The 19833-nt window shown below is 45.3% G+C and carries 16 protein-coding genes and 2 tRNA genes; 10 read left to right on the top strand and 8 right to left on the bottom strand.

Features of this window, described 5'->3' with window-relative positions; translation table 11 throughout:
• Positions 1 to 11 precede the first annotated feature (11 nt).
• Positions 12 to 380, bottom strand: a complete 369-nt coding sequence (locus GWR21_RS21260) for a winged helix-turn-helix transcriptional regulator (RefSeq protein WP_162333691.1) — start codon at positions 378 to 380, stop codon at positions 12 to 14.
• Positions 381 to 503: 123 nt separating this feature from the next.
• Here GWR21_RS21260 and GWR21_RS21255 point away from each other — a divergent pair, with 123 nt between their 5' ends.
• Positions 504 to 1634, top strand: a complete 1131-nt coding sequence (locus tag GWR21_RS21255; protein ID WP_162333690.1) for an alpha/beta hydrolase — start codon at positions 504 to 506, stop codon at positions 1632 to 1634.
• A 183-nt stretch (positions 1635 to 1817) separates the two neighbouring features.
• On the opposite strand, the gene GWR21_RS21250 is transcribed toward GWR21_RS21255, so the two are convergent.
• Complete coding sequence (locus GWR21_RS21250; RefSeq protein ID WP_162333689.1) at positions 1818 to 2180, bottom strand: cupin domain-containing protein; 363 nt, start codon at positions 2178 to 2180, stop codon at positions 1818 to 1820.
• 91 nt (positions 2181 to 2271) lie between these two features.
• On the opposite strand from GWR21_RS21250, the gene GWR21_RS21245 reads away from it, so the two are divergent.
• Both GWR21_RS21245 and GWR21_RS21240 read left to right on the top strand, forming a co-directional pair.
• Positions 2272 to 2982 carry a hypothetical protein gene (locus tag GWR21_RS21245; RefSeq protein ID WP_162333688.1) on the top strand — a complete coding sequence of 237 codons (711 nt, stop codon included), beginning with the start codon at positions 2272 to 2274 and terminating at the stop codon, positions 2980 to 2982.
• Between the two features lie 502 nt (positions 2983 to 3484).
• Positions 3485 to 4645 (top strand): iron-containing alcohol dehydrogenase, encoded by a 1161-nt coding sequence (locus tag GWR21_RS21240; RefSeq protein WP_162333687.1) that lies wholly within the window; start codon positions 3485 to 3487, stop codon positions 4643 to 4645.
• Positions 4646 to 4724: 79 nt separating this feature from the next.
• Here GWR21_RS21240 and GWR21_RS21235 read toward each other — a convergent pair whose 3' ends face one another.
• The 3 genes from GWR21_RS21235 to GWR21_RS21225 are packed head-to-tail and all read right to left on the bottom strand — an operon-like array spanning position 4725 to position 10236.
• The gene (locus GWR21_RS21235) at positions 4725 to 8126 is read right to left on the bottom strand and encodes an ATP-binding protein (RefSeq protein WP_162333686.1); all 3402 of its coding nucleotides are present in this window, start codon (positions 8124 to 8126) and stop codon (positions 4725 to 4727) included.
• Between the two features lie 28 nt (positions 8127 to 8154).
• Positions 8155 to 8751: a DUF4194 domain-containing protein gene (locus tag GWR21_RS21230; RefSeq protein WP_162333685.1), complete on the bottom strand. Its 597-nt coding sequence runs from the start codon at positions 8749 to 8751 to the stop codon at positions 8155 to 8157.
• Between the two features lie 15 nt (positions 8752 to 8766).
• Complete coding sequence (locus GWR21_RS21225; RefSeq protein WP_162333684.1) at positions 8767 to 10236, bottom strand: DUF3375 domain-containing protein; 1470 nt, start codon at positions 10234 to 10236, stop codon at positions 8767 to 8769.
• A gap of 346 nt (positions 10237 to 10582) precedes the next feature.
• On the opposite strand from GWR21_RS21225, the gene GWR21_RS21220 reads away from it, so the two are divergent.
• Positions 10583 to 11494 carry a glycosyltransferase family 2 protein gene (locus GWR21_RS21220; protein WP_162333683.1) on the top strand — a complete coding sequence of 304 codons (912 nt, stop codon included), beginning with the start codon at positions 10583 to 10585 and terminating at the stop codon, positions 11492 to 11494.
• Positions 11495 to 11528: 34 nt separating this feature from the next.
• Entirely contained in the window at positions 11529 to 13229 is a 1701-nt protein-coding gene (locus GWR21_RS21215) for a leucine-rich repeat domain-containing protein (protein WP_162333682.1), read from the top strand.
• Between the two features lie 303 nt (positions 13230 to 13532).
• Here GWR21_RS21215 and GWR21_RS21210 read toward each other — a convergent pair.
• From GWR21_RS21210 to GWR21_RS21200, 3 genes are all read right to left on the bottom strand, one after another.
• Positions 13533 to 13604: transfer RNA gene (locus GWR21_RS21210), tRNA-Arg, on the bottom strand.
• Between the two features lie 84 nt (positions 13605 to 13688).
• Entirely contained in the window at positions 13689 to 14270 is a 582-nt protein-coding gene (locus GWR21_RS21205) for a MarC family protein (protein ID WP_202928974.1), read from the bottom strand.
• 141 nt (positions 14271 to 14411) lie between these two features.
• On the bottom strand, positions 14412 to 15062 hold the full coding sequence (locus GWR21_RS21200) for a tetratricopeptide repeat protein (RefSeq protein WP_162333681.1): 651 nt from the start codon (positions 15060 to 15062) through the stop codon (positions 14412 to 14414).
• A gap of 159 nt (positions 15063 to 15221) precedes the next feature.
• Here GWR21_RS21200 and GWR21_RS21195 point away from each other — a divergent pair, with 159 nt between their 5' ends.
• From GWR21_RS21195 to GWR21_RS21175, 5 genes are all read left to right on the top strand, one after another.
• Positions 15222 to 15896 carry a FadR/GntR family transcriptional regulator gene (locus GWR21_RS21195; protein WP_162333680.1) on the top strand — a complete coding sequence of 225 codons (675 nt, stop codon included), beginning with the start codon at positions 15222 to 15224 and terminating at the stop codon, positions 15894 to 15896.
• 3 nt (positions 15897 to 15899) lie between these two features.
• Positions 15900 to 17132, top strand: coding sequence for an MFS transporter (locus tag GWR21_RS21190; RefSeq protein ID WP_162333679.1), 1233 nt, complete (start codon positions 15900 to 15902; stop codon positions 17130 to 17132).
• A gap of 381 nt (positions 17133 to 17513) precedes the next feature.
• Positions 17514 to 17807 (top strand): 2TM domain-containing protein, encoded by a 294-nt coding sequence (locus GWR21_RS21185; protein ID WP_162333678.1) that lies wholly within the window; start codon positions 17514 to 17516, stop codon positions 17805 to 17807.
• A 51-nt stretch (positions 17808 to 17858) separates the two neighbouring features.
• The gene (locus GWR21_RS21180; protein ID WP_162333677.1) at positions 17859 to 19640 is read left to right on the top strand and encodes an AMP-dependent synthetase/ligase; all 1782 of its coding nucleotides are present in this window, start codon (positions 17859 to 17861) and stop codon (positions 19638 to 19640) included.
• An 88-nt stretch (positions 19641 to 19728) separates the two neighbouring features.
• Positions 19729 to 19800: transfer RNA gene (locus GWR21_RS21175), tRNA-Arg, on the top strand.
• The last annotated feature ends 33 nt before the right edge of the window (positions 19801 to 19833 follow it).

Raw genomic sequence — 19833 nt, 5'->3', positions numbered from 1 at the left:
TGGAACCTATCTCAGGCAGTGACTGCCTTGTCTTCATATATCACACTGGAAAAGTCACATAACTTACCCAGCAGGCTACACAGTTCTACCCCATGTTCTGTCAGCGAATAGGTCACTTTCGGAGGCATTCCCGGAAACTGATGACGGGTGATCAGTCCTGTTTTCTCCAATGTTTTCAGTCTGTCTGATAAAATGTGATCTGTAATATAGGCCAGTTCTTCACGAATGCCGGAAAAACGGTTGTTACCTTCCTCTATGCAAAAGAGGACATCTGTCGTCCAGCGTCTGCTCATGGTAAACAACAGCTCATTTAGCGGACATTTACTTTCCAGGTAAGACTGGTTCTGATAGTTGGATGAATTCGTTTTTCTTTCTGCCATATACAACACCTTTTTTTCAATAAACTGAAATTACTGCTATTGCGGTATACGGCAAAGCAGTTTGGGATGGATGGCCGGGCAATCATTTTCATTCATATCTTTACGTAGGGAATACACCTGTTTATGGTTCGTTTAGTATTAATTATCATCTCTTTCCTGGTATCACTTTTAACGATTTTCAGAGCGCCAACCTATCACCTGTGGATGCTGGCTATTGGCGTAGCAGAGTTTGCCTGGGTGTTTGTTACGATCACTTTCGTATTACTGGTCACAGGGTTTTATGCCGGCAGGTTTCAGCTGGCAGGTACCCTGATCGGCATAGCAGCGATCATGCTGTATGTGGCCCCGGTCCTACGGGCCTGGTATATATCCAGAGAACTGCCTGCAGCCATGGACAAAGCACTGGGCGAACAGAAGGATGAAAGCGCACAGGGTACTCCCTTTAGCTTTCTGACTATGCTGACTGACTATCCACAATCACCGGTAACCGCAGCAACCCATTTCTACCGTACAGATAACCTGCATTCATCCGCCCTGGATTTTTATCCCTCACAGCAACCCGGTATCCGGCCGTGTGTGGTGGTGGTACATGGTGGTTCTTGGAAAAGCGGGGACAATAAACAACTACCAGAGCTGAACAGTTATCTCGCACATGCGGGGTATCATGTAGCATCTGTCAACTACAGACTGGCCCCGGCATTCCTCTGTCCCGCTCCCATTGAAGACGTCTACGCAGCGATCGGTTACCTGTGTTCACAGGCTGCTACGTTACAGATAGACACCAATAATCTGGCATTACTGGGACGTTCTGCCGGTGCGCAGATTGCATTGCTGGCAGCTTACCGTCAGCCCGTACCTGGGCTGAAAGCCGTGGTTGACTTCTATGGCCCGGCTGATATGGTATGGGGCTATTCCCTGCCGGCCAATCCGCTGGTAATGGACTCGCGCAAGGTACTGGAAGACTACCTGGGCGGTACTTATTCCGCTGTACCGGGGAATTATGCTGCCAGCTCTCCGATTGAATATGCAGATAAACATGCCGTTCCGACGCTGATCATACATGGGGAAAAAGACGCACTGGTAGCATATGAGCATAGTATCCGGCTGAATAAGAAACTGGCCGGCAATGGCATCAAGCACTTCTTTCTGTCACTACCCTGGGCCACACATGGATTCGATTATAATCTGAAAGGCCCCGGCGGACAGTTGTCCACCTACGCAGTAGAACGGTTCTTGCGAAACGTTTTCAAATAAATTATCAGCAGCCAGGTCTCCCTGGCTTTTTTTGTACATATTTATGTAATCCGGTAATTTGGAACGGGAAATAGGGGATCTACAAAAAGACATAAGTCCATCCGAAAAATAGCAGCTGTAATATCGGCGCTCACATTATCGGTTCCGGCAGCGACTGCAATGACATCCAAAGTGGATACCAGTCTACTGTACATCAGGTACGAAATTAATATCCGCACCATCCTTAAAAGTAACATACACACGTCTCCATGGCTGATCATCTATCAGCTCCCATTTGTGCCCGGAGCCATATGTATCCATGGCGATCAGTACATCTCCTGGTCTGAGTACAAACTGCTCTCCCAATGCTGTTTCAAACAACAGGGTGCCAGATAAAGTAATTACATATTGTGTAGTGGGAGCCGGGTGCCAGTCATAGGTAGAATGGGGGGCGGTTTCATTGAACATGATCGAATCCGCTTCTTTCACATCTCTGTGTGTGACCGTCCCTACTGTAAAGTGCGAATGTCCGTCTTCTCCTGTATATAATTTAATTGCTCTGATCATGGCTATTGATTCATTGTTTCACACACAAGATAGAATTGTTTACCTTAAATTTTTGCTAAAATCCAGTAAATTGGGGCATAACCCATGGTTCATGAACACGTATAAACTTATCCCAATTACCCCTGCCATCGAGAAGAAACGGCTGATCAAAGAGACCTTGATAGCCATTCCCCTGGTAATAAGTATCGGCATCATAGGGCATTTAATGAAAAATCGCGCGCCAGAAGACAGCCTACTATCAAGTTTTTTATTTGCTACGGTATTTATCGTTACAAGAACTGTCTTTTTATATGATAATGCGAAAACAGAAAGTGAAAGAAATGCTGGTTATAAACTAACAATTGATGAGAATAGTATCGCTTGTGAGACCGCAACAGGTGATATTGTGACGATCGGTTTTACAAAGATAAAATCCGCAAAGGAGCATGCCTTCAATAAGCGAATTGTAATTAAGGGCGGCAGATTAAAAGACAAGATCGTTATTCCGGCCAACATTGAAAACTATGATCAGATAAGACACGTATTGTCGCAACATCTGGATTTAAAAAAAACAAACAGCATCGGAGAACTCCTCCTGAATGTACTGTTGGTGATTGCTATTTTCATATCGTTAATTGTATTCAACTTACTCACTATGCAGAATGTTGACATCACATGGCCAGCTGCTGTTGCTGCAGGAAGTATACTGATATGGGGCGGATTTATGATAGCCATAAAACCACTGAACGCCTGGAGTAAATTATTCGGTTATATATTTTTATTGATCTGCTCTGCACTTATTGCAATACTCCTGTTCCGATAGCCCCCATCCAGGAGGCTGGATATGCCTTCCTCTAAAGTATATGATCGCATTCGCCGGGTGTGAAAAAAGTATCGTTTCAAATAATGAGAAAACAGGAAGGCCCTTATTCACAGAGGATATCAGCTTCCGAACGAACATTGGACGAACTAGCGACGAATAAGCGACGAACTAGCGACGGCGAAGCACAGAACAAGCCTCCTGTCAGTTTCCACCTTTTCTGATACTATTTTCACACTGTTATCCCATACTTGATGATGTCAATGTTTTATCTTCCTGATAATGAATAAAAAAATTTTCACATCTATAACCTGTCACAGTTGATAATTGACCATGTCAAATAGCACTTTTACGGCATAACCCTGCCCAAATGCCCTGCTGCACAGTTAATTTTTAACAATGGCAGGCAAACTATTTCATGTAATAGCATGTTATTCATAGTGCGCAGGGCGTTACTTTTGCCTTGCGTAATTAGCCGCACACTTACTTAACAAACAGAGCCCATATGCTAAATTTTGAATTCAGGAATCCTACCAAGATCTTGTTTGGCAAAGGACAGATCGCCAGTCTTGCGAAAGAAATTCCTTCCGGAGCTAAAGTATTGATGCTTTATGGTGGTGGTAGTATTAAACAGAATGGTATTTATGATCAGGTAAGATCCGCGTTAGATGGATTCACCGTACTTGAGTTTGGCGGTATTCCTGCTAATCCCGAATATGAGGTACTGCTGAAGGCCCTAAAGGTGATTAAAGAAGAAAAGATCGACTTCATGCTGGCAGTTGGCGGTGGTTCCGTGATTGACGGCGTCAAATTCCTTTCCTCCGCTGCACTATATGATGGAGATAATCCATGGGATATACTTGCCCAGCGGATTGTTACAAAAGTAGGGTTGCCATTTGGCACCGTACTTACCCTCCCTGCTACTGCTTCCGAAATGAACTCGGGCGCAGTCATCAGCCGTCATGAAACACAGGAGAAGTTCACTATGGGTGGCCCGGGGCTGTTTCCGCAGTTCTCCGTGCTCGACCCACAAGTAGTCGCATCTATACCAAAACGTCAGCTGGCGAATGGAATAACAGATGCTTTCACCCATGTGCTGGAACAATACATGACCTATCCTATCGGTGCATTATTGCAGGATAGAATAGCCGAAAGCATCATGCAGACGCTGGTAGAAGTAGCCCCTAAAGTGATAAAAGATCCGTCTGACTATGAGGCAGCCGCCAACTTTATGTGGAGCTGCACCATGGCATTGAATGGACTGATACAGAAAGGAGTTCCAACCGACTGGGCCGTGCATGCCATGGGGCACGAACTGACCGCGCTCTTTGGTATTGACCATGCCCGTACACTCGCCATTATTGCCCCTTCTCACTACCGCTATAATTTTGACGGTAAGAAAGAAAAACTGGCGCAATACGCAGAACGTGTCTGGAACATTACTACTGGCACTACAGACGAAAAGGCCACTGCTGGTATCAAAGCAACGGAAGATTTCTTTCATTCCATGGATATCAATACCCGCCTATCAGCATACACCGGGGAGTTTAAAGGCACAGCGCAGATCATTTCGCAGAAGTTCACCGAAAGAGGCTGGAACGGACTTGGTGAAAGAAAAGCACTGACGCCCGCAGATGTGGAAAAGATCGTTGAAATGAGCTATTAGTCAGCCACACATACTAATAAAAAGAAAACGCTTCAGCTAACTGGCCGAAGCGTTTTCTTTTATATTCTTTCAGGAGTATCTATACAGCCACTTCTGTATCGATCTTCTTATCCTGCAATTCCTTTACCGTCATATTATACAGTACACTTTGACGGCCATTCACACGTTGCACCAGGTGTACGTGTGCAATGAAGTTCTGTACGATCTGGATCTTATCACTCGGTGTTACTACCAGCAATTGCAGGTGTAACTGTTTGCAAAGCTCCATCAGGTAAGTTGCCTTTTCCTCATCCTGGTTACTGAAGCTTTCATCCACTGCAATAAAACGCAGACTTCTTGCATTCTTGCCCTCACGTGTGATACCAAACTGGTAGGCGATCGCACTACACAGGATGGTATAGGTCAGCTGCGCCTTTTCTCCTCCCGATAACTGTCCCATCTGACGATAGATCTTCTTGGACTCGTTCGTTTCACGGAAACGCTCATCTGCCCAGAATTCAAACCAGTTACGGGCATCGAGTACACGTGCACGGTAAGCCTCGCTCTCATCCAGCGCGGCGATCAACGGTTGTACCTTTTCCCGGAAGTGTTTCGCCTTCTCGTCAAATGTACTTTGTTGCCAGTTAGCTTCCTGCGGTAATGCATCCAGCAAACGGCTCTTAAATTCACGGGCCTCTGAACCGGAAGCTACCGGCCGTTTTACCAGCTGTATGTAGGTATCCGGCATACGGTTAAAGTTGATAGCAGCCAGTGAGTCGTTCAGCTTCTGAATAGTTGTGCTGATGTCACGTTCCCACTTCTCCATCTCCTCATTCAATCCGCCGATCTTATAAGTGATAGTGACATTGATATAGCTTTCGAAATCTTTTTTGAACCGTGGCAGGTTATCATTCGTCAGTTTATCCAGCCATTCGATATATTCAGTTGCATTGCCGGCATCATCAGATAATCCGTGTACATCCGAGATCCAGTCAGGAAAACGTTGTAATACATCTGCCTGTGGGTTTTTCAGACGGCTGATACTTCTGTTCAGCATCACCTCTTCTTTATGACGGGCTTCCTCTGCCAGTTTCAGGTCCTGCTCTTTATTCTCACGGAGGGACTTGTAGATAGCACCAACATTCTCCAATGTCACATTACCTAACAGATGGCTATTCTGCTGCTGGAAGTTGAGCAACTCGTCCTTATCTCCTTCCGTAATATGCTGTAAGAGATGCTGCATTGCCTGCAGCTCTTCTTCCATGTCCTCTATATTCCGTTGCTGCAGGGCCTCATTTCTGATCAACATGGCCTGGGCTTCCTGATTGTCATCTTTCTGACGCTCAATCTCCAGCAATTGCTGTTTCAGTGAGTCCAGCTCCTGGTTATCATCTGTCAATGCGCCTATCTGGTCCTGTGCCTTACGAATGGCTTTCTGGATCTTACCAATATTGATCTCATCAAATCCTTTATGTTCTTTCAGACGACCTACTGCATAGAATTGCTTTTGCAGTCTGGCTGCTCTTGATTTACAGGTTTGCAGTATTTCATTGGATGAAATGATCGCTTCATTCAGTTTGCTTCTTTTTGCGATGAGTGCGTCTTTCTTCCGCTCATTATTCCAGCCCATGACATAACGGGATGCATCATTACTGTGTGCACGGTCATCCTTTTCATGCCTGTCACGGTTCTTCTGCAAACCTTCCACTGTGATCGCCATATCATGTCGTTGCAGCTCTCTTTCACTGTTCACACACACATAGCTGAACTGCTGAATCACCTGCTGCTGCACCCAAGGGCTCAGCTTATGATCCGGATGGAACTCCAGCTTATGATACACCGTATCATCATCCGGATACAGGTTTAATGCTGATTCCTTGATCTGATAGTAGATCAGGCGTGTACGCAGGTTATTGCTGTTCACGTAGGAAGTCACTTTTTTATAGTACTTCTCCGGCACTAACAGGCGCAGCGAGAAGGAGTGTAACAACTTCTCCAGTGCCGGCTGCCATTCAATCTCTTCCGACTTTACCTGTATCAGTTCTCCTGCAAACAGGATCTCGCTTACATCGATCCTAAGGCTTTGACAGATTTCTTTACGGAGATCAACCAGGTGAGAAGGAATATTGTTCCTGGACTGGTGTAATAATTCAATTTCCTTTTCCAGCGTCTCTTTCTCAGATTCGGCGCGTTCCTTTACTCTCTTGGCACTATATTCATCCTCTTCGTTCAGACGTTGCTCTGTTTCCAGTTTGAGTGACGCACGGTTCACCTCTTTCAGGATACGCTGATAAGTGGCTTCATCGTTCATATCTTCATCTTTCAGATGCAGGGTATCGCACCATGCACTGAATTCCTTCAGGTTTTGCTCCGCCGTGGCCTTTCTCTTCTCCAGTTCCTGAATATCTTTTTCCAGCTGTTGCAAACGCTGACCGGCTTTATTCTGCTCCATCAGGTTCTTCGTCACACGTTCCTGCTCCTGCAGGTCCGCCATATTCACCTTCGTCTCTTCAATCTTTTTTTGCAGCGACTCTACTTCCTGGCGACGTTCTACCAGCGCCTGTGTCAGTAACTGACTACGGGTAAAGCTATTCCAGATAGTAGCTGTATTGAGCTCCTGTTTAAGTTGACGTATAGACGTCTGGTAAGATGAGAAATTCTCATGGTGATCTTTGATAGGCGTCAGCAAACGTATCTGCTCCTCTGCCTTTTCAATATTCCGCTGTGCGTCGAGCAGCGTGGTCAGGTGTTTCTTTAACTCCTGGAACTGCTCTTCCATATTGCGCGGCTCCAGCATGTTGGTGCGGATAAAGTCATCCAGGTTACCCAACACCTTGATACCTACAGTCTGGTTAAACAGTTGCAATGCCTGAATACTCTGCATACCGAGTGCATCTACCATACGCTGCGCGTACTTGCTGGCAGCATCGAACCATTCTACCTGTCGGCGGCCGCCTTTATTGTACAGCTGATCGATACGTTTCTTCCAGGCGCCACCCATATCAAACGGGCTAAAGTCGTCAGCGATATGCATTGCGCGGTGTGCCACACCGAAGATCTTACGCATATCCCCATTCACGAAATACCTTACCTGGAACAGGGTAACATACTGGTCCGCTTCATTGGCAAAGTTGGCCAGCAGTATACTGTATGCATCTTCCTTGTTCTCTCTTAAATAAAGGGTTTTGGTAATACCGGTCGCCTCGTTGTTGACCATACCATATCCGCCCATTACATAAGAATCTTCCGTTCTGTCACCTTTCTTCTCACTACCACTACTCTGGTTATAGAAACGGTATCTCTTCTCAGGTACCATGAGTGTTAGCAGGGCATCAATAAAAGTGGTCTTACCACTACCATTGGCACCTGTCAGCAAACTGGTTTCCCCGTTAGGTTTGATGCTGTGGATATGTTCGTCAAATGTACCCCAGTTCAATACTTCAAGGTATTGCAACCGGAATCCACTCTTATGATTATCAGTACTGAAAACGTTTAACTGCATTATGCTAACAAAAAGTTTTTAAGGTATGTTATTCCGCCTCTACAGTGCTGCCAACTGCCAGTTCGCTGAGTTGCTGCTGGAAAGTCTCGAGCGCTTCACTGTCTACCTTTGCTTTAATAATTTTTCTGATCCTGAACTTTTGTTCGTCCGGCACTTCATGATTTTCTATGCGATGCAGGAATCCGCTTTCTTCCACTTTGTCAATCAGCTTGTCGATCTCTTTCAGGAATTTGATACGGCTGGCACCTTCCTTGAAGAAGAGCTCTGCGTATTCTTTTATCTCACGGCGTTTCTTGATCAGTTCACGGGAAGCTGACTCACTGATCTCAAATTCAGCCATCATTTCACGCAAAAGTACCAGCATAATGCTTTCCTCATAGCTGAAAGAACGACGGTGTACCCAGCTCACATATGCTTCATCATCTTCAGACAATGCATGTTTTACAAAAGCATACCCGTCCTGTTCATCTAACACGAGGTACAGGCCGAGCTGCTGCAGGAAACCGGTCAGTTCGACCTTATATTGCAACAGTTTTTCCCATGCACCTTTCTCTACATATTCTACGGGGCCTTTCAATAGTTTTACCACTACTGCTGCATAAGGTAGTATTTTCGCTGTGCTCATAATAGTATATCCTGTTTATTTTCCAAATAATAGATATGGAACTTCTACAAATCTTGTCTGCTCCGGATTTAACGGTATCAGTTCAGTAGTGTTCTTTACGATGTATGCGCGACTGGATTTCTCACGCAGAAAATCATAGTAACTGATGATTTCCGCCAGCCCATATTCCAGTGGTGATTCTTCCAGCACTTCTTTCAGTGTGGCCGTCTGTTTACCTTTCAGCACATGTTCTACTTTCTGCCACAGCTGTTTTCTGTTGATGAAAGAGGTATTCAGCAGGCGGCTGAAACGCTCTATATCGGCTATCTGTTCTGTCGCATTGGAAGGTTGTTTCACTTCCACATTGGCTTTCTTTTGCTCCAGTGCCAGCTTCTTCTCCATAACCATTTTGATCTGGGCACCGTCATCAATGGAAATACCGCAGTCAATGTCCTGGTTTTCTTCTCTCAGGTCAAAAACGAACTCCTTGATACTGTTGATCTGCTTACGCAAGCGTCGATGGCGGGCAATTTCTTTTTCAGAAATGATACGACTCAGCTTTTCAGCCATTTTATCGTTGGCATCATATACCGTTTTACCCTGCTGCAACAGCATTGATTTGATATTCTGAAGGAACTGTTCATCTGCACTGATCTTCCTTTCTTCAACTGTATGCAGCAACTGCTCCGTCAACTCGCGCCATTCCTCCTGTCCGGCACGGGAGATGAGGAAGTCCCAGAAAGCATAGAAACTCTTCCCCTGATTACTGTTGCGCAGGGAATCATAGGCTTCAAATGCGAAACCAATGATGGCCCCTTTGCTTTGTTCTGCTTTGGTATGTTGCTCTACGATAGTACGGTGAATGGATTTGAAGTTATCTTCCACTTCGCGGAAGTCACTGATCAGTTCATAGCACAGTCGGGTAAACAGCTCCAGGCGTTCTTCCACCTGGGCGTTGTTATACCTGTCCGGAACGATACCCAGCTCCAGCGCCTTGATCTCTTTATCCAGTTCCGATCGCTTGTTCTTTAATATTTCCAGTTTTTTAGCCCTGTCATCTTCCGTATTCTCCACAATATCCCGCAGGGAGTTGAAAAGCAGTTTAAACCGGCTTTCAGTACCTACGTGTTGACGCAGCTGTAAGGCCTGCATCCACTGAAAAACCTTTTCGGTGTAAGCACTCAGCTGATACTGGGTATTACCTTCAGCGTCCGGTAAGTCCTGCAACAGTCTTTTCTGCACCCAGTTCAGGATATACTTTCTGGCGCGGGTCTCTTCATCCTCTCCAAAGTTGATCTTTGCTTCTTCCAGATCTTCGGTACCATCATCCTGCTGCCCAAGGGTTTCGGCAAGCAGACGGGTGAGTTGGCTTTCTGATATGGAAAACCGGTTCTCCTCCTTAAAAACACCATATAGGAAGGGTAAAATCCATTGCGTATTCCGCAAGCGTAGCATTTGTATAGCTGGCGAGGTGGATATTAGCCAATATAGATCGTCTTTATTCATAATAAATCCCCAAAGGGCTGTAATTTGGAGAAAAAAAATGGATTTGTGAGCGGTTGTGGATAATGGGAAAATAGTAATTTGAGGCTTCGCCTGACTATGAAATCGTTATTAATCGCCTGTTTACTGGTTTTAGGAGTTTTTAAAGCCGCTATTGGCAGTCGAAATGCCCGATATACCATGCAGGATGAATGGATACTATAAGCCAGGTATACCCGCATACCTGGCGTTTTTTGGTCATATAGCTGCCGGGGCCGGCGTATAGTGATTTTTATGTAAATATGAAGAATATCAATATTTTTACTCCCTTAATGCCCAAACGGCGAACTTATTAACAGCATTTTTTTCTATGTCAAGCCAAACAGCAGCGTACCCCCTGGTATCGATAGTGGTAGCTACCTACAACGGAGCAAAGTATATTGAGGCACAAATGGATTCGCTGATTGCGCAAACATATCCCAATACCGAAATCATTGTGGTGGACGACCGCAGTACCGATAACACCTTCGAAATACTGGAAAGATATGCCCAAAAATATCCGCATGTACATGCATATGAGAATGAGGTGAACCTGGGATACATCAAGAACTTCGAAAAAGGCATCACGCTTTCAAAGGGCAGCTATATCTCCTTTTCCGACCAGGACGACATCTGGGTGCCGGAGAAAACAACTGAGCTGATGGCTGCCATAGGAGATTACCCCATGATCACCTCCGACTCTGAGATCGTGACGCAAGACCTCCAGAAGCGCTGGAACCATTCCGATCTGAAAGCCATACAGGACTTTGACAATCCGCTTTGTTTTGCTACGGATAACTGTGTGGCAGGACACGCATTGATCATGAAAAGAGCCATCGCAGAAGCGGCTATGCCATTCCCCAATATGCCACATGACCTCTGGCTGGGGTTCTTCACAACGCTGCATGGCACGATTAAGTACCTGGATAAACCATTTGTAAAATGGAGACAACATGGTAATAATGTAACCAGTAAGCATACTGGTACCAAACTGAGGATAGATGCGACCAAGTTCAGGATCCGGACATTCCGCGATGCCTGTCCGCCGGCATTTGCAAAAGAGAAGAAAGTTTTTGCTGCCCTGCTGGAAACCTATGAAAGCTATTCTCTGGTACATAACTTCAATCGCATGCGTTTATACTTTGTGTATAAAAGATATCTGCTGGCGATGAAGAAGCGTAACCCATTCAGGAAATTCCTTTATTGTATAAAGATGTTTTTCCAGATGCGTGAACATCCATAGCATCTTAAATTCGTCATTCGTAATTTAACTATATATGAAAACCACAACTCCCCAAATCGTTTCCCTGTCTGCCATCCGGGAGAAATTTGACCTGTCAGCATATGACGTGATCAGTAACCTCGATAAGGGTGACGTCATCTTCTTTGACGGTGATACACATATTGACGGCCATCTTAACCTTGATTATACGGATAGCATCCACCAGGAAGCCAGGCTTGTTTTTGTGAACGGCAATCTCATTGTCGCCGGAGATATTGCTATCAGGGATTATCGCCCCTGGCTACTGGTAACCGGCAATGTGACCTGTGATGTGCTATACAGTGGCGATAATACAACCTACATCAACGGAGATGCCAACGTGAAATATGCATACTATGGATACTATAACGATGGCAGTATTACAGTGGAAGGCACCACCTATGTTCCCTACGTACTGAACTCAGACCACCATTCTGACATCACGCCTGAAGGAGCTGTACTGATCAATCTTTACAGTGACGACAATGATTTCTTTGAATACGATTATACGAGTGAAGAACTTGAATCCAAGCTGGTCAAAGCTGCTTTAGATAAAAGTGGTATGCCAGATGGCTGGAAGTTCATTGAAGTGCTGAAAGCCGGCAAATCGCCCTTCCTGAAGAACGCCAGACCCGCGAAGAAAGAAAATGAGGAAGAGATCGCGAAGATCGCTGAAGGCGATACTACCGCTATCACCGAACTAGATCTGACCGATAAAAAGCTAAAGGCATTCCCGTTATCACTCATCAAACTGACTAATCTGCGCAAGCTGATCCTGAATGACAATGATATAGAGGAACTGCCGGAAGAAATAAGCAGTTTAACGAACCTGGAAGAATTGTCATTGTATGGCTGCAAGCTGAAAGCCTTGCCATCATCCATCGGCGCATTAAAGCAGTTACACACGCTTAATATCAGCAGTAATTTCAACTTACGCACGTTCCCTGAAAGTATTGTCAATTTGACCAGTTTGAAGGTCTTGAAAGCAGATCATGTAAGCCTGGAGTTACCAGCAACATTTAAATTGCCACCGAACCTTGAAGAGATCAGTTTATATGGAGCATATAGGGATCGCAGTAATGCGGCTGACTTTCCGGAGGCAATGCTTTCACTGCAGCACCTGAAAGTGCTTGATCTACGGGATAATTATTTCAAAGAACTACCAACGTCGCTTGAGCAGGTACAATCACTGGAAGCATTTATGTGGACGGGTAGTAACACAGATTCCGATCAGTTTCCTGATTTCACAAAATTCACCCACCTCAAAAAACTGGTCATCAGCAGAAAGCTGCTTAGCTGGAAAGAAGAGGTATTTGATATCCCATCACTGGAATACCTGGTAATAGACAGGAACAGTGAACAGAAAGAGTACTTTGATCAAACCACAGCGGATATCTGGCTGGAGATGATGGAAGAGGACCCTGCACAATATGGGCATCTTAAAAAAATTATTGCCAATAAAAAGCTGGAAGCGGATGGTAGATTTTCGTATATCCTGAATCCCGGCGTCACCCCTGAAGACATACAGCATATCAACAAGTTGCCGAAGCTGAAGTACCTGGATCTCTCTTTTAATAAACTTCCCTATTTACCAGATACGATCTATGAGCTGAAGGTGCTGGAATATATCGACTTACGTTACAACTCATTTAGCGAAGAAGAGCAGGCAAAAATAGCGGCAAATCTCCCTGGTGTGCAGGTCATCTTCAATGATTGATGAAACAAAAAGGCGACACAGCGATACGCTATGTCGCCTTTCCTTTATACAGATAATTATTGCGCGCCTTTCGCCAGTTCCCTGCCAGCGTCACGTAGGACGTACTGATCATTTCCAGAGAGATACCGATCTGGTTTCACTGGTCAGCAGGATGGGTTGATTAGGTATCACAAGCCGTTCTATTGTATAGACACCGGGGATTTGTCATTTAGTTGCGGTACCTGATCCGGTAAGCGATAAAGGATGGTGTAGGCTAAAAAGAGAAACGGGAACAATACATTTTACTGTATTGTTCCCGTTTTGTGGCCTCGACAGGAATCGAACCTGTATCTGGAGCTTCGGAAACTCTTATACTATCCATTGTACTACGAGGCCAAAGCCATCCTGTTCACCAGGAAAGGAAGGCAAAACTAAGGTATTTAAAGATCAATTACAAAAGCGGTTGCCGCTTATTTTTGATCACTTTGTAAGATTGCTCTTGAAGATTTTTACCGCGATAGCCAACAGGATCACGCCGAAGAACTTACGTACTACCATCAGCCCCGCTTTACCCAGGATACGTTCTATCCAGCTCAGGGAACGCAATACGATGAAAATGATCACCAGATTAAGGAGTATTCCCGCCAGGATATTCGTCTCTTTATAATTGGCTTTCAGCGACATAATAGTGGTCAGCGTACCGGAACCTGCAATCAGGGGGAAGGCGATCGGGATCAGGCTCCCTGTTTTTGTGTCCTTCTCACTTTTGAAGAACTCTACCCCGAGGATCATTTCCAGTCCGATCACAAAGATCACAATAGAGCCTGCAACAGCAAAGGAGTGGACGTCAACACTGAGCAGGTTCAGGAAGGGCTCTCCTACCAGCAGGAACAGTACCATCAGGAAACCGGAAGCAATGGTAGCCTTACCGGAATCAATATGGCCCAGTTTTTCCTTCAGTGAAATCAGAACGGGGATAGAACCAACAATATCAATTACGGCAAAAAGCGTAAAGGTAATAGCCAGTATCTGGTCAAAATTGAACAGGTCGAGACTGAACATAGGAGTAACGTGTTTTAAACAAAAATAATGGTTTAATTGGTTATTACATATTGAAATATACTACCATAAATAGAAATGTCAGGGACATAAAAAAAGCGTCCGCCATTGGCGGACGCTTTTTTCCGTTTTCAGGCCGTATAATCAACCTGGCATACGGGAAAGATATTTATCTAATTCTTTGATCTGACTAACTATCTGAGCGGTAGTAGCTTTCTGCGTTTTCGCCCTGCGGAGGTAATCTTTAGCAGTCCTGAAATCGCGGCGACTCATAGCAATGGAAGCCAGGGTCAGCAATGCGGCGGCTGTGTTTTCCTTATCTGGAAGCCCCATACGCACTGCCTTTTTCAGGTTCTGATCGGCTTCTTTGAGGTCGTTCTTCTGGTAAGCAATTGTACCCAGCTGGAAGTACTGCATCCCCTCGTATTCCTTCATCGGACTACCGGACTGGATACTCTGGCGGATAGTTGCTTCAGCTTTATCCAGGTCTTTATTGTACATCGCCATGTTACTCTGCATAAAGTAGTATACGGAGCGGATCGGTTTGTACAGCAGTTTAGGGAAAGCGATTTTATCCATCATTCCCATCGCCTTTTCAATATCTCCGGCTTCAACAGCTTCCTGCACCAGTCTCATTGGCCCGAACATAAAATGCGTAACAATGCATATCACAGCTATCAGCAAAGGAATAACTGCTTCCCACCATCCAACGGTAATACCCAGTGCCACACCACCCACCAGGAAAAGGATGCCTAATGGCAGACGATATAGAATAAAAAAATTAAATGCTTTCATTTGCGAATCTTGTTTTAAAAATCAGGTGGAACGTCTTACAAAGTTGCACGTTTTATTATGTACTTCTTATAAGAGGCGCAAAGATAAATAAAAAAAGACGTGTCAATATTAAGAGATTCTTCTACCTTTGAATCATCAGATGATATGACGACTTAGTATATGACTACAATCAGAAAGAACAGCCTGGCCGATGAGGTGGCCCAGCGACTGCAGGAACAGATCTCACTCGGCACCTATAAACCAGGAGAGAAACTACCGACCGAACCGGCTTTAATGCAAACTTTTGGCGTGGGCCGGTCTTCCATACGGGAAGCTGTACGCATACTGGCCAACTCAGGTGTATTACGTGTACAACAGGGGCTGGGCACCTTCGTAGAGGCTAGTGCCGGCATTGATGAACCACTTCCCCAGCGGCTGAAACGGGCAGCCGCCGACGACCTGGATGAGGTCAGGCTGTTGCTGGAAATCAAGATCGCTCAAAAAGCCGCTGTAAACCGGTCCGCCGCTGACCTGGAAAAGATGGAGCGCTATCTCCGCCAGCGAAAAGAAGCAGCAATGACAGATGATATAACCGCTGCCATTGAAGCAGATATCAACTTTCACATCAGTATCGCAGAGGCATCTGGCAATAGTATTCTGACCGATCTGTACAAGACTGTGGCGCATCACCTGAAAAACCACTTCCTTGCCCGGTTCAAAAATGCCGAAACCTTCAGGGAAACCCAGCAACTGCATAAAAATCTGCTTAACAGCATTACCGCACAGGAACCACAGAAAGCCTGGCAGTGGGCGCAGCGCATCTCACAACACAATAACGAAGAGCCAATAAAATAATTCATGGAAAAGACTTTACAGGACACTGCCAAAGTACAGGCACAACAGGCTGCCAGTAATACCGTATTCTCTATATTGCTGGCACTCAGTTTCTCACACCTGATCAATGATACGATTCAGTCATTGATCCCAGCGATCTATCCTATCGTAAAGGACTCTCTCAGACTGAGCTTCAGCCAGATAGGCCTGATCACACTTACCTATCAGCTCACAGCATCATTACTGCAACCGCTGGTAGGCATATACACTGATAAACATCCACAGCCCTATTCCCTGGCCATTGGTATGGCCTTCACCCTGCTCGGGCTTATCAGCCTGTCACAGGCGCATCACTTCTACCTGGTACTGGCATCTGTTGCGCTGGTGGGTGTAGGCTCCTCTATCTTCCACCCCGAGGCTTCCAGGCTTGCCTATATGGCCTCAGGTGGTAAGCATGGTATGGCACAGTCACTCTTCCAGCTGGGAGGCAATGCCGGTAGTTCACTGGGACCATTACTGGCAGCTATGATCATTGTACCGAAGGGACAATCCAGTATCAGCTGGTTTGCGTTAGCCGCCTTACTGGCCATTGTTGTAATGATCAATATTGCCAACTGGTATAAGAACAATACACACCGCATCCGTGCAAAATCAAAAAGCACGGGCGAGGTACATCATGTACAGCTATCCAGGGGCAAGGTGGTATTTGCATTGAGCATACTCCTGATACTGATCTTCTCCAAGTATTTCTACATGGCCAGTATGACCAGCTATTATACTTTCTATCTTATAGACAAGTTCCATGTATCTGTACAGAGCGCACAGGTATACCTGTTCATTTTCCTGTTTGCTATTGCAGCCGGTACATTTATCGGTGGGCCTGTTGGTGATAAAATAGGAAGGAAGTATGTCATCTGGATCTCTATTCTCGGTGTAGCACCGTTCTCGTTATTGCTGCCACATGCTAATCTGCTGTGGACATCAGTGCTCAGTGTCTTCATTGGCGTGATACTGTCGTCTGCCTTTTCTGCCATACTGGTATATGCGCAGGAACTGGTTCCCGGCAAAGTAGGTATGATCGCAGGTTTATTCTTCGGACTTGCATTTGGAATGGGCGGTATTGGGTCGGCTTTGCTTGGCAAACTGGCTGACAACACCAGCATCAGTTATGTGTTTGACGTTTGTGCTTATCTCCCGCTGATTGGTCTGCTCACAGGCTTCCTGCCCGAAGTAGAAGGTTCAGGTAGAAAGAAATAAAAACCAGCTCACCGGTCCCTGATGGTAAAAGAATTTTTATCACCAGAGACTGGTGAGTGCATTATTGGATAAAACGCTCTGGGTTTCATCAATTAAATAACCATTAAGACACAATCTTTATAGTAGTAGCGTAATAATGTTCAAGCAATAAGTTTAAGTGTGATTCGTGGAAATGCCGGGATATTTTGTATCGCGTAACGTAGTCTTTCCTTCAGGTCTTCTCTCAAAATTAGCAGGTCATGCTGAAATAACATTGCAGTTCCAGACTGGGCCGTGATTTTTAACACGGCATTTTTTATACCCCTTCCTCTCCTCCTGCTCACAATACTATTCAGGAAAAAACATTATATTTAGTCAAGCCTTCTAAAACACTTATTGCACATGGAAACAACCACGCAACGAGACGAAAGACTTTGGAAGATTGCCAAAGCAAGGGCATCTTTCAGATCATCCCTACTCATCTATCTTATTATGAACGCATTCTTCTGGGCCCTCTGGTTCATTACAACGGAAAACGGGTACCGGGGCGGCACACCATGGCCAGTATGGCCAGCATTAGGATGGGGACTGGGACTCGCATTCCAGTACTTCAACGCATGGCATCGTGATCCGTTTGGCGATGCCGTAAGAGAATATGAAAAACTGCAGGAAGAGAAACAGCGCAGAGGCATATAAATTCCACTACATTTACAGGGGTAAGCATACCACCAAAGCTATCTACAATCTATGGAGCAGCCACGAAGACTATTTGATGTAATTCAGCACCAGCTAAAAAATTTCCCGAAAACAGACATGCTGGTAGGAAAAGAAAATAATGTCTGGAAAAAGTATAGTACACAGGAAGTAGCCGATCTTACATTGCGTTTTAGCGCCGGACTGCTGCAACTGGGAATAGGCAAAGGGGATGCAACGCCCGAAGGTTGTGATAAAATCGCCGTTATCTCTCCTAATCGTCCTGAATGGGTGATCACTGATCTTGCCTGTCAGCAGGCAGGTGCTATTCTTGCGCCGCTTTATCCGACACTTAGTGAAACCGAAATGGAGTTTATCCTGAATGACTCAGGTGCCTCCATACTGTTCATCAGTGGACAGGACATGCTGGATAAAGTAACGCCTATCCGTCACAAACTGCCACATCTCAAAGAGATCTTCTCCTTTAATAAAATGGAAGGAGTTCGTCACTGGCTGGAAATACCTGCCCTGGCCACACAGCCCGACATCGACAAGATCCCTGCTATCAGAGATGCAATACAGCCAGACCAGCTGGCGACCATCATTTATACTTCCGGTACAACCGGAACACCTAAGGGAGTAATGCTTACGCATAACAACATCATGAGTAACGTTACCGCCTGTATACCTTACCTTCCTGTAAGCCAGGAAGCGAGAGCGCTGAGTTTTCTGCCGCTCAACCATGTGTTTGAACGCATGGTGACCTACGTTTATCTCACGGCCGGCGTACCTATTTACTACGCCGAAAGCATGGACACCATCGCAGATAATCTGAGAGAGGTCAAACCAAGTATCTTCACCACTGTGCCCCGTCTACTGGAAAAAGTATACGAAAAGATCATGGCAAAAGGCCTGGAACTGAAGGGTATTAAACGTGCGCTGTTCTTCTGGTCAGTAGAACTGGGCAAAAAGTATGAGATCAATAAATCAATGGGCTGGTGGTACGACTTCCAGCTGTCCATTGCCAATAAACTGGTATTTAAAAAATGGCGGGAAGCCCTCGGCGGTAATATCGATGCTGTCGTAGTAGGCTCCGCCCCCTGCCAGGTAAGGCTCCTGAAGATCTTCACGGCGGCTAACATTCCTATACTGGAAGGATATGGACTTACAGAGACCTCTCCGGTGATCAGCGTAAACCGCGTGGATGTCAAAGACCGCATGTTCGGCACGGTTGGACCTCTTATCAGTAATATTGAGGTAAAGCTGGCAGAGGATGGCGAGATCTGTTGTAAAGGCCCCAACATTACACCTGGTTATTACAAAAGACCCGACCTTACTGCTGAATCCATCACGGATGGCTGGTTCCATACAGGAGATATTGGTGTACTTGTGAATAACAAGTTCCTTAAGATCACCGACCGCAAAAAAGAACTCTTCAAAACGTCAGGTGGTAAATTTGTGGCACCCCAACCTATCGAAAACAAGTTCAAGGAGTCTCCTTTTATCGAACAGATCATGGTGGTCGGAGACGGCCGTAAATTCACCGGCGCCCTGATCGTACCTTCCTTTCCTCAGCTGGAAAGCTGGGCGGCCAAAAAAGGCATCCACACATCCACACATGAAGAACTGCTACAAAACAATGATATTCAACAACTTTACAAACAGGTAGTAGAGAAATACAACCAGTATTTCAGTCATATCGAACAGATCAAGAAGTTCGAATTACTACCTAAAGAGTGGACAATTGCCAATGGCGAGCTGTCACCTACGCTCAAATTAAAGCGAAAAGTCATCGTTCAACAGTATGAGCGACAGATTGAAAAAATTTATAATTAAGGAATAGTGGGGTGCAAATTTTATCCGGTTTGCTTGAAATATGCAAAAAACGTTTACTTTTGCACTCCACTTTAGGGTTTCGCCCTATGGCCCGGTAGTTCAATGGATAGAATAGAAGTTTCCTAAACTTTAGATACAAGTTCGATTCTTGTCCGGGCTACGAAAGAAAAGCTGATAGCATTACAGGCTATCA

It is taken from the genome of Chitinophaga agri, from assembly GCF_010093065.1.
GTDB classification, from domain to species: domain Bacteria; phylum Bacteroidota; class Bacteroidia; order Chitinophagales; family Chitinophagaceae; genus Chitinophaga; species Chitinophaga agri.
Note: the sequence above shows the minus strand (reverse complement) of the source record. Positions and strands in the feature narration are given on the sequence as shown.

Coding starts and splice junctions, on each gene's coding strand:
- GWR21_RS21260 (WP_162333691.1), bottom strand. CDS start 380: ATGGCAGAAAGAAAAACGAATTCATCCAACTATCAGAACCAGTCTTAC.
- GWR21_RS21255 (WP_162333690.1), top strand. CDS start 504: ATGGTTCGTTTAGTATTAATTATCATCTCTTTCCTGGTATCACTTTTA.
- GWR21_RS21250 (WP_162333689.1), bottom strand. CDS start 2,180: ATGATCAGAGCAATTAAATTATATACAGGAGAAGACGGACATTCGCAC.
- GWR21_RS21245 (WP_162333688.1), top strand. CDS start 2,272: ATGAACACGTATAAACTTATCCCAATTACCCCTGCCATCGAGAAGAAA.
- GWR21_RS21240 (WP_162333687.1), top strand. CDS start 3,485: ATGCTAAATTTTGAATTCAGGAATCCTACCAAGATCTTGTTTGGCAAA.
- GWR21_RS21235 (WP_162333686.1), bottom strand. CDS start 8,126: ATGCAGTTAAACGTTTTCAGTACTGATAATCATAAGAGTGGATTCCGG.
- GWR21_RS21230 (WP_162333685.1), bottom strand. CDS start 8,751: ATGAGCACAGCGAAAATACTACCTTATGCAGCAGTAGTGGTAAAACTA.
- GWR21_RS21225 (WP_162333684.1), bottom strand. CDS start 10,236: ATGAATAAAGACGATCTATATTGGCTAATATCCACCTCGCCAGCTATA.
- GWR21_RS21220 (WP_162333683.1), top strand. CDS start 10,583: ATGTCAAGCCAAACAGCAGCGTACCCCCTGGTATCGATAGTGGTAGCT.
- GWR21_RS21215 (WP_162333682.1), top strand. CDS start 11,529: ATGAAAACCACAACTCCCCAAATCGTTTCCCTGTCTGCCATCCGGGAG.
- GWR21_RS21205 (WP_202928974.1), bottom strand. CDS start 14,270: ATGTTCAGTCTCGACCTGTTCAATTTTGACCAGATACTGGCTATTACC.
- GWR21_RS21200 (WP_162333681.1), bottom strand. CDS start 15,062: ATGAAAGCATTTAATTTTTTTATTCTATATCGTCTGCCATTAGGCATC.
- GWR21_RS21195 (WP_162333680.1), top strand. CDS start 15,222: ATGACTACAATCAGAAAGAACAGCCTGGCCGATGAGGTGGCCCAGCGA.
- GWR21_RS21190 (WP_162333679.1), top strand. CDS start 15,900: ATGGAAAAGACTTTACAGGACACTGCCAAAGTACAGGCACAACAGGCT.
- GWR21_RS21185 (WP_162333678.1), top strand. CDS start 17,514: ATGGAAACAACCACGCAACGAGACGAAAGACTTTGGAAGATTGCCAAA.
- GWR21_RS21180 (WP_162333677.1), top strand. CDS start 17,859: ATGGAGCAGCCACGAAGACTATTTGATGTAATTCAGCACCAGCTAAAA.